The sequence below is a fragment of the Methylobacterium sp. WL6 genome (genome assembly GCF_008040095.1).
Lineage (GTDB): Bacteria > Pseudomonadota > Alphaproteobacteria > Rhizobiales > Beijerinckiaceae > Methylobacterium.
The window spans coordinates 1-1,002 of the sequence record NZ_VRVH01000602.1 but is presented as its reverse complement, the minus strand read 5'-3'; the positions used below and the strand labels follow the sequence as shown (position 1 = coordinate 1,002).

Annotated in this window: 1 protein-coding gene; it reads left to right on the top strand. The window is 61.0% G+C overall.

Annotation, left to right across the window (positions count from 1 at the left end; all coding sequences use genetic code 11):
• Nucleotides 1-56: 56 nt before the first annotated feature.
• Nucleotides 57-1,002, top strand: a 946-nt coding sequence (locus FV230_RS28675; RefSeq protein ID WP_147844771.1) for an IS481 family transposase, incomplete at its 3' end; no start/stop codon positions are given.

The following is a 1,002-nucleotide window of genomic DNA, read 5'->3' as shown; positions in this document are numbered from 1 at the left end:
TGTTTGATCCCGCGGTGTGGTGGTACGGTTGACCACCATGCTGCGAGGGATGCGCTATGGGCCAGGTTCTTCATGGAAGCGCCACCACGACGGAGGCAGTCCGTCGCGCGATCCAGCTACGTGAAGAGAGCGTAAGAGCGCTGGCCAAGCGCTACGGCGTCAGCCCGACGACGGTGCAGAAGTGGCGCAAACGGACGAGCACAGCGGATGCCCGGATGGGCCCCAAGGAACCGCGCTCCACCGTGCTCACCGTCGAGGAGGAAGCGATCATTGTCGCCTTCCGCCGGCATACCCTGCTGCCGCTTGACGACTGCCTCTATGGCTTGCAGCCGACGATCCCGCACCTGACGCGATCCTCGCTGCATCGCTGCCTGGAACGGCACTGCATCAGCCGACTACCCGAGATCGAAGGCGACAAACCCAAGAAGCAGCGCTTTGCGACCTACGCCATTGGCTACGTCCACATCGACATCGCCGAGGTGAGCACGGCCGAAGGTAAGCTCAGGCTGTTCGTAGCCATCGATCGAACCAGCAAATTTGCCTTCGTGCGGCTCGTGGAGAGCGCCGGCAAGATGGAGGCCGCCCAGTTTCTGCGCGACTTCATTGAGGCGGTGCCTTACCGCATCCACACCGTGCTCACAGATAACGGCGTTCAGTTCACATCACGTCGACAGGACATCTACGATAGTAAGCACATCTTCGACCGCGTCTGCGACGAGCACAACATCGAGCATCGGCTGACCAAGGTGAACCATCCTTGGACCAACGGGCAGGTCGAGCGGATGAACCGCACCATCAAGGATGCGACGGTCAAGCGCTACCACTACGACAGCCACGACCAGCTTCGAACGCATCTGCACCTGTTCGTCGATGCCTACAATCACGCTCGTCGGCTCAAGACCCTGCGGGGCCTGACACCCACCGAGTTCATCCTGAACGCCTGGACGAAAGAGCCCAATCGCTTCAGGATCGACCCGTCACACCTCATCCCGGGACCATACA